The sequence below is a fragment of the Pararcticibacter amylolyticus genome (genome assembly GCF_003130405.1).
Classification (GTDB): domain Bacteria; phylum Bacteroidota; class Bacteroidia; order Sphingobacteriales; family Sphingobacteriaceae; genus Arcticibacter; species Arcticibacter amylolyticus.
In genome coordinates this window covers 147250-155031 of sequence record NZ_QEAS01000010.1, presented here as the reverse complement: position 1 = coordinate 155031, position 7782 = coordinate 147250, and the positions used below count along the sequence as shown (strand labels likewise).

General features: G+C 46.4%; 6 protein-coding genes. All 6 read left to right on the top strand.

The window, feature by feature from the left end; all coding sequences use genetic code 11:
* The coding region (locus DDR33_RS13360) for a TolC family protein (protein WP_109416298.1) at positions 1 to 1225 on the top strand (1225 nt) is incomplete at its 5' end.
* 24 nt (positions 1226 to 1249) lie between these two features.
* Positions 1250 to 2347 carry an efflux RND transporter periplasmic adaptor subunit gene (locus DDR33_RS13355; RefSeq protein WP_109416297.1) on the top strand — a complete coding sequence of 366 codons (1098 nt, stop codon included), beginning with the start codon at positions 1250 to 1252 and terminating at the stop codon, positions 2345 to 2347.
* A 16-nt stretch (positions 2348 to 2363) separates the two neighbouring features.
* The gene (locus DDR33_RS13350; RefSeq protein ID WP_109416296.1) at positions 2364 to 5501 is read left to right on the top strand and encodes an efflux RND transporter permease subunit; all 3138 of its coding nucleotides are present in this window, start codon (positions 2364 to 2366) and stop codon (positions 5499 to 5501) included.
* A gap of 68 nt (positions 5502 to 5569) precedes the next feature.
* Entirely contained in the window at positions 5570 to 6406 is an 837-nt protein-coding gene (locus tag DDR33_RS13345) for a sulfite exporter TauE/SafE family protein (RefSeq protein ID WP_109416295.1), read from the top strand.
* On the top strand, positions 6403 to 6798 hold the full coding sequence (locus DDR33_RS13340) for a DUF1634 domain-containing protein (RefSeq protein ID WP_109416294.1): 396 nt from the start codon (positions 6403 to 6405) through the stop codon (positions 6796 to 6798). Before DDR33_RS13345 ends, DDR33_RS13340 begins: the two co-directional genes overlap by 4 nt.
* Positions 6795 to 7622 carry a glutamate racemase gene (murI, locus tag DDR33_RS13335; RefSeq protein ID WP_109416293.1) on the top strand — a complete coding sequence of 276 codons (828 nt, stop codon included), beginning with the start codon at positions 6795 to 6797 and terminating at the stop codon, positions 7620 to 7622. The genes DDR33_RS13340 and murI overlap by 4 nt, the downstream gene beginning before the upstream one ends.
* Positions 7623 to 7782 lie beyond the last annotated feature (160 nt).

The window sequence follows — 7782 nt, the reverse complement described above, 5'->3', positions numbered from 1 at the left end:
TCTAAATCAGTCAAACAAGGCCTCTGCCCAAACCGACTCATTGAAATTGAGTTTCGGTGAAGCTGAGAAGCTGTTCCTCCAAAATAATCTCAGTCTTATCGCTCAGAAGTACAATGTAAACGCTGCAGATGCGCTGGTACGACAGGCTGCGTTATGGGACAATCCAACGCTTAACACCGAACAGAATCTTTATGATAATACCCATAAATTCTTCAATCACGAAAACGGCAACGGGCAGGTATATCTGGTGCTGAGCCAGGTGTTTAAAACCGCGGGCAAAAGAGGGAAGGAGGTACAGCTTGCAAAGGATGATGCAAAAATTCAACAGGCAAGCTTCGAGGACCTGATGCGTAATCTGAGGTATAACCTCCGTATAGACTTCAGCGAAGCCACCCGCCTGAATGCGCAAAGCCAGTTGTACAATACCGAAATTGCTGCCCTGAATACACTCGCAGATGCAGAGCAAAAGTCGTATAAAAGCGGGAATACCTCCTTTAAGGAGGCAGTCAGGATAAAAGCCCTGCTTTTTGGACTTCAGGCAGAGCTTACCGCAAATAATCAGCAACTGCTGTCCCTTGAAACTGAACTTAAAACTCTTCTCGCCGTTGATCCCCATTCGTTTATTGTGCCACGGGAAGAGGAAATACATCCCAATGTTTTGCCGCAAACCGACAGCCTGATTGCGAAAGCTTTGACACAACGGGCCGACTATATGATGAGTGCGCTGGATGAACAACGGGCAAAAGATAACCTGGCTTATCAGAAATCACTCGCAATACCGGATGTTTCGGCGGGAATCGTCTACGACCGGATAAACAGCTACGCTCCTCATTATTTCGGATTACAGATCGGACTTCCCATTCCTCTTTTCAACAGGAACCAGGGAAATATTAAAGCTGCCAGGTTTGATATAAAGAGCGGGGAAGCGTCGCTTAAAAATACCGAAGCTGAATTGAAAAACAGTGTGGTGGAAGCTGTAGGGCATTATAATCTTTCAGCTCAGATGCTTGCAGAACAACCGGCAGATTTTTACAGGAATTACGACCAGCTGTTTAAGGCAATGCTGAAGAGTTACCAGCAGCGCCAGATAAGCCTGATCGAATTTGTTGATTTCTTCGATTCGTATAAAGACACCCGCCTTAAAATAATAGAACAACAATATAACCTGCAAAAGGCAGCTGCGGAACTCAATTATGCAGCTGGCTCAACAGTTGTAAATCCTTAGTCAGTACAGTACCATATATAAAAAATGAAGAGACAAATAATCACCCTGGTTATCGCCGGTATATTCCTTATATCGGCATGTAAAGAAAAGAAAAGCGAAGATTCACAGGCGAAAAGCAAGGTTTGTGTCAGTGATTCCCTTTCAAAGCTTATTAAAATTGATACGGTAAAGATTGCAAATGTGAAAGATGAACTGAGTTTGTCGGGTGAGGTATCTTTTAATGACAACCGCGTTGTGAAAGTGTTCCCTTTTGCCAGCGGGCAGGTGATGGAGGTGAGAGTTTCGCTTGGCGACAAGGTGGCCCGCGGGCAGACTCTTGCTGTGATCAGAAGTGCGGATGTCGCGGGAAATTATACAGACCTGGAAACTACCCGGTCGGATCTGGCAGTGGCAAAGCGACAGCTTCAGCAGGCGGAATATCTGTACAAGAACGGCATTTCGAGTGAACGGGATTATACGGAAGCTAAAGAAAATTACAACAAGGCGCTCTCGGCAACCCGGAAGATCAGGGAGCAGATTGCTATCAACGGCCGCGGGAGTACTGGCGCAAATGGTACGTATATCATAAAAGCCCCGGAAAGTGGCTTTGTTGTAGAGAAAAATATCAGCGCCGGAAGTTATATACGCCAGGACAATGGTGCAAGCCTGTTCACCATTTCTGATATGAAGGATGTGTGGGTATGGGCAAATGTTTTTGAGAGTGATATTGCAAAAGTGAAAACGGGATATGCTGCCAAAGTAACTACTCTGGCTTATCCTGGTAAAGAGTTTGAAGGGAAGGTGGATGAAGTGAGTTCTGTGCTGGATCCTGAGAATAAGGTAATGAAGGTTAAGGTCGTTCTGCCTAATCCTGGACTGTTGCTTAAACCGGAAATGTTTACCAATGTTCTGATTACCAACAACGAGCCTTCCAGTTCTGTTGCTATACCTTCTGATGCGGTCATTTTTGACAGCAGCAAGAACTACGTGATTGTGTATAATGGTCAGTGCGATCTGCATATCCGGGAGATCAATGTGATCAAGTCTGTCGGAAACATCACTTATATAGGATCTGGACTAAAACCTGGTGAACGTGTGATTTCTAAAAATCAGATCCTGCTCTATAACGCATTGTCTGAATAAAAGAGGGGGAAGTAACATGAACAAGGTTATTAAAAATATCATACATTTTTCTTTAAGACACCGGTATCTGGTGTTTTTCCTGACCGGGATACTCGCGGTTCTCGGTGTCTGGAGTTACAGCAATACCCCGATTGAAACGTTTCCTGACGTTACGAATACGCAGATCATTATTATCGCCCAATGGCCGGGAAGGAGTGCGGAAGAAATAGAGAAGTTTATTACCATCCCGATGGAGACGGTACTTAATTCTGTACAGAAAAAGGCTAATCTGCGTACCACTTCCGCTTTTGGGCTTTCTTATATCAGGATCATATTTGACGATGATGTAGACGACGCTTTCGCCCGACAGCAGGTGCTCAGCCGGCTGGCCAATGCAGATCTGCCTGAAGGTGTGAAACCCGAGGTAGAGCCTCCATATGGGCCAACCGGAGAGATCTACCGGTATACGCTGGAAAGTAAAACGAAGTCTGTTCACGAACTCACGGCAATACAGGACTGGATACTCGACCGGCAGTTTAAGTCGGTGCCGGGTGTGGCGGATGTGAACAGTTTCGGCGGCGAGGAAAAGACTTACGAGGTTAGCGTCAATCCTGCACTGCTTCAGAAATACGGATTAAGTTCCCTGGATGTTTATAACGCTATTAACCGCTCTAATATTAATGTGGGAGGGGACGTCATTAACAAGAACGATCAGGCTTATGTGGTCAGGGGTATCGGGGTGATCAATAATATAGAAGGTATTGAGAATATCATCATTAAAAACGTGAACGATGTGCCTATTCTTGCTAAAGATATAGCCACCATCCACGAAAGCGGCCTTCCGCGGCTGGGACAGGTAAGCCGTGATAACGAAAAGGATGTAGTGGAAGGGATCATTGTGATGCGAAAGGGAGAGAACCCGGCAGAGGTGCTAAACAGGATCAGGGATAAAGTGCAGGAGCTGAATACGTCTATCCTTCCTAAAGGGGTGAAAATTAATACTTTTTACGATCGTACCGACCTGATGGACTTCTGTACAGAAACTGTCATTCACAACCTCCTGGAAGGGATTATACTGGTGACAGTGATCGTGTTCCTGTTTATGGCCGATTGGCGTACTACGGTCACAGTAGCAATCATTATTCCTCTTTCGCTTCTTTTCGCCTTCATCTGTATGAGGATGAAAGGAATGAGTGCCAACCTGCTTTCGATGGGGGCAGTCGACTTCGGGATTATTATTGATGGTGCGGTGGTAATGGTGGAAGGGCTATTCGTGGCACTTGATCACCGTGCTAAGGAGGTTGGAATGGAGAAGTTTAACGGGCTGGCCAAGATGGGGCTTTTTAAAAATGTGGGGACGGAAATGGGAAAGGCTATTTTCTTTTCCAAGCTCATCATCATCACATGTCTGATCCCGATCTTTTCATTCCAGAAGGTAGAGGGAAAAATGTTTTCACCTCTGGCGTATACGCTTGGTTTTGCATTGCTGGGAGCATTGCTGTTTACCCTTACGCTCGTTCCAGCCCTGTCGAGTATCCTTTTGAGCAAGAATGTCAGGGAGAAGCATAACAGAATTGTTCTTTTCTTCGAGAATGGGGTAACCAGGCTGTTTTCCTTCACCTACCATAATCAGAAGTTCAGCCTGCTGCTGGCATTTAGTTTTATGGTGCTCACATTTGTTTCTGCAAAGTTCCTTGGTACAGAGTTCCTGCCGGATCTTAATGAGGGCGCTTTATGGGTAGAGGCCGAACTTCCTATGAGTATTTCACTTTCGCAGGCCGAAAACATCAACCAGAAAATGATGCAGATCCTGGATAAGTTCCCTGAAGTAAAGCAAACACTTGCCCAGGTGGGACGAACCAACGATGGGACGGATCCGAAAGGTTTTTATAACGTGCAGATCCAGGTTGATCTTAAGAAAAAAGACCAATGGAGAAAGGGCTTGTCTGAAGACGAACTGATTGATCAAATGGATGGACAGCTTAAGAAGCTGCCCGGGATTGTTTATAACTACTCGCAGCCTATAAGGGATAATGTGGATGAAGCGGTTGCGGGGGTAAATGCCTCCATGGCGGTAAAGATTTTTGGTCCTGACTTTGATGTTCTCGACAAAAAAGCAGACGCTGTAATGGCCGTGCTCAAAAAAGTAAGGGGCATTGAAGACCTGGGAGTGTTGCGGAACCTGGGACAGCCTGAGTTCAGGATAGAGCTCGATCAGCGTAAGATGGCGATGTATGGAGTCAGTACTGCCGATGCAAATTCTGTTATTGAAATGGCTATTGGGGGGAAAGCTGCTTCCCAGCTGTATCAGGGAGAGAGGCGTTTCGATATTATGGTTCGTTATCAGCAGCCGTTCAGAGACGCCCAGGAAAAGATCGAGAACCTGATGGTTCCTACCCTCAAAGGAGGACGTGTGGCTATAAAGGAGATTTCGGAGATCAAGAAACTTACAGGGCCGGCATTTATTTATAGGGATAACAATACCCGGTATATAGCGGTTAAGTTTTCTGTAAGAGAAAGAGATCTTGGAAGTACGATCGCCGAGGCTCAGAAAAAAGTAAATGGGGCCGTGAAGCTCGACCAGGGATACTCGTTCACCTGGAACGGCCAGTTTGAGAACCAGATACGTGCTTCCAATACCCTCGCTCGTGTAGTTCCGGTTTGTTTGCTGGTCATTTTCCTGATCCTGTTCGTGACGTTTAACAATGTGAAGGACGCCATGCTGGTGATCCTGAACGTGCCGTTTGCACTCATCGGCGGTATCCTGGCCCTGCATATAACCGGGATGAATTTCAGCATTTCTGCGGGCATCGGCTTTATAGCGCTGTTTGGCGTCTGTATCCAGAATGGGGTTATCCTGATTTCGGTCTTCAGAAAGAACCTCATGGAGCACATGCCGCTTGATGAAGCCATATTCAAGGGGGTAATATCACGTGTGAGGCCGGTGGTGATGACCGCCCTTATGGCTGCTATCGGATTAATTCCTGCAGCGGTATCTACGGGAGTCGGCTCGGAGACTCAGAAGCCCCTTGCCATCGTCGTAATAGGGGGGCTTGTCACATCCACGATCCTTACACTCCTTATTCTGCCCGTTATTTACAGTATTTTCTATAAGTTGCTACATAGAAGAGAGAACCGGAACCTGCTCAGGAAACTGGGTGCGGTGAATGGTTAACCTTAAATAAGGCCCCGGCAAGGGGCCTTATTTCTTAAAGTTTTTCTCTAAGTTTGCAGCTGCCTGATATGTCTGTATTATTATTTACCCTCATCTTGCTTGTAGGAGCATACGCCGCCGGTTTACTTGGTTCGTTGACCGGCCTGGGAGGAGGTGTGGTACTTATTCCCCTTCTCACCCTGATCTTTCATGTCGATATCCGGTATGCGATTGGTTGTGCACTGGTGGCGTCTATTGCCACGTCGTCCGGTTCGGCAGCTGCTTATATTAAAGAAGGGATCACCAACATCAGGATCGGAATGTTTCTGGAAATTGCCACTACAACCGGTGCAATTATTGGTGCTGTGATTGCGGTATACACCGCAACCCACGTTGTTGCTATTTTATTTGGTACAGTCCTTTTATTTTCTGCTGCGATGTCGCTGAGGAAGAAGCATGAGGAGGCAGAAACAGTGGAACGAAGCATGCTGGCCAGGAAACTGAAATTAAACAGCAGTTATCCCTCGAAAGAAGGAATAGTTGAGTATAAAGTACAAAGAGTGCTGGGCGGATATTCACTGATGACCCTTGCAGGGATTATTTCCGGACTGCTGGGAATAGGCTCGGGGGCCCTGAAGGTGCTGGCCATGGATACGGTGATGAGGATTCCGTTTAAGGTAAGTACCACGACTAGCAATTTTATGATTGGAGTAACGGCGGCTGCCAGTGCTGTTGTGTATCTGCAAAGAGGATATATTGACCCGGCCCTTGCCATGCCGGTTGTTATCGGGGTGTTAGGCGGAGCTTTTACGGGATCTAAGATCCTGGTAGGTGCCAGTACAAAGAGACTGAGGCTCCTGTTTAGTGTAATTATTACTTTTCTGGCCCTGGAAATGATTTATAATGGTTTGACCGGTAAATTATGAGAAATTTTTTCAATTCTTTCAGTACCGACAGGGATGTGGCTGCGCTGGTAGGAAAACTTCTCAGGACAGGAGTGGTTACCGCCAGTATCGTTGCTTTTATAGGAGGTGTGGTTTATCTGACCCGGCATGGTGCAGAAGTTCCGGATTACAAAGTGTTCAGAGGGGCGCCGGAGAACCTCAGGCATTTTCCGGGTATCCTGGAGGGAGTCATGTCTTTTAGCGGTGCTGCGATTATACAACTGGGCGTTGTGATCCTGCTGGCCACACCCATCGTGCGCATTTTCTTTTCTGCTATCGCCTTCGCTATAGAGAAAGACTATCTTTACGTTGTGATCACGCTGATCGTGCTTGGCATTATTGTTTTCGGAATGGTAGGAGGACTTGGAGGATGATACAGGAAAGGGCGCCCATAGGGATCTTTGATTCGGGTTACGGCGGACTTACGGTCTTTAAAGAGATTTCTGCTCTCTTACCCCAGTATGATTATATTTATCTGGGTGATAATGCGCGAGTGCCTTATGGTACACGTTCTTTTGAAACCGTGTATCATTATACGCTTGAATGTGTCAACCAGTTGTTTGGAATGGGATGCCGGCTGGTTATCCTGGCCTGTAACACGGCGTCGGCTAAAGCTTTGCGCAGCATACAGCAAAATGATCTGCCCCGGTTAGACGAACTCAGGCGGGTTCTGGGTGTAATCCGGCCCACTGCGGAAGTTGTCGGAGAGTATACGCAGACACGAAAAGTCGGTATTCTTGCTACTCCGGGCACGGTTTCTTCAGAATCCTACGTACTTGAAATTGCCAAATTCTTTCCTGACGTAGAGGTGTTTCAGGAAGCATGTCCCATGTGGGTCCCTCTGGTAGAGAATAACGAGGCTGAATCGCCGGGCGCCGATTATTTCATCCGGAAGAACCTGGATAGCCTTCTTGGAAAATGTCAGGATATAGATACCATTGTTCTCGCCTGTACGCATTATCCGCTGCTGATCAATAAGATTCAAAAATATCTTCCTTCGCATATCCGTATCATTTCGCAGGGAGGGCTTGTTGCTGATAGTTTAAAGGATTACCTGTTCCGCCATCCCGAGATAGAAACCTTTTGTTCAGAGGGAGGCACTACACGGTTCCTTACGACAGAATCCTGCCTTAATTTTGAAGAAAAGGCTGCCGTGTTTCTGGGGCATGCCATCCGGTCAGAGCATGTAGAAATGTAATACAGAGTACTCTTTTAACTAATCTGACATAACCTTAATCCGATAGTGTAATAAAAGAGATACCGTTGCGTTTTGTTTGCGTACATAAAGCTGGTATCAGTATTTGGCACATAGGGGCAATTTATCTAAGTTTGCTGATCATTTGATACATCCAGAAAAT

Bases quoted from the DNA above. Each gene is read 5' to 3' on its own strand.
- DDR33_RS13355 (WP_109416297.1), top strand. From the start codon at position 1,250: ATGAAGAGACAAATAATCACCCTGGTTATCGCCGGTATATTCCTTATA.
- DDR33_RS13345 (WP_109416295.1), top strand. From the start codon at position 5,570: ATGTCTGTATTATTATTTACCCTCATCTTGCTTGTAGGAGCATACGCC.
- DDR33_RS13350 (WP_109416296.1), top strand. From the start codon at position 2,364: ATGAACAAGGTTATTAAAAATATCATACATTTTTCTTTAAGACACCGG.
- DDR33_RS13340 (WP_109416294.1), top strand. From the start codon at position 6,403: ATGAGAAATTTTTTCAATTCTTTCAGTACCGACAGGGATGTGGCTGCG.
- murI (WP_109416293.1), top strand. From the start codon at position 6,795: ATGATACAGGAAAGGGCGCCCATAGGGATCTTTGATTCGGGTTACGGC.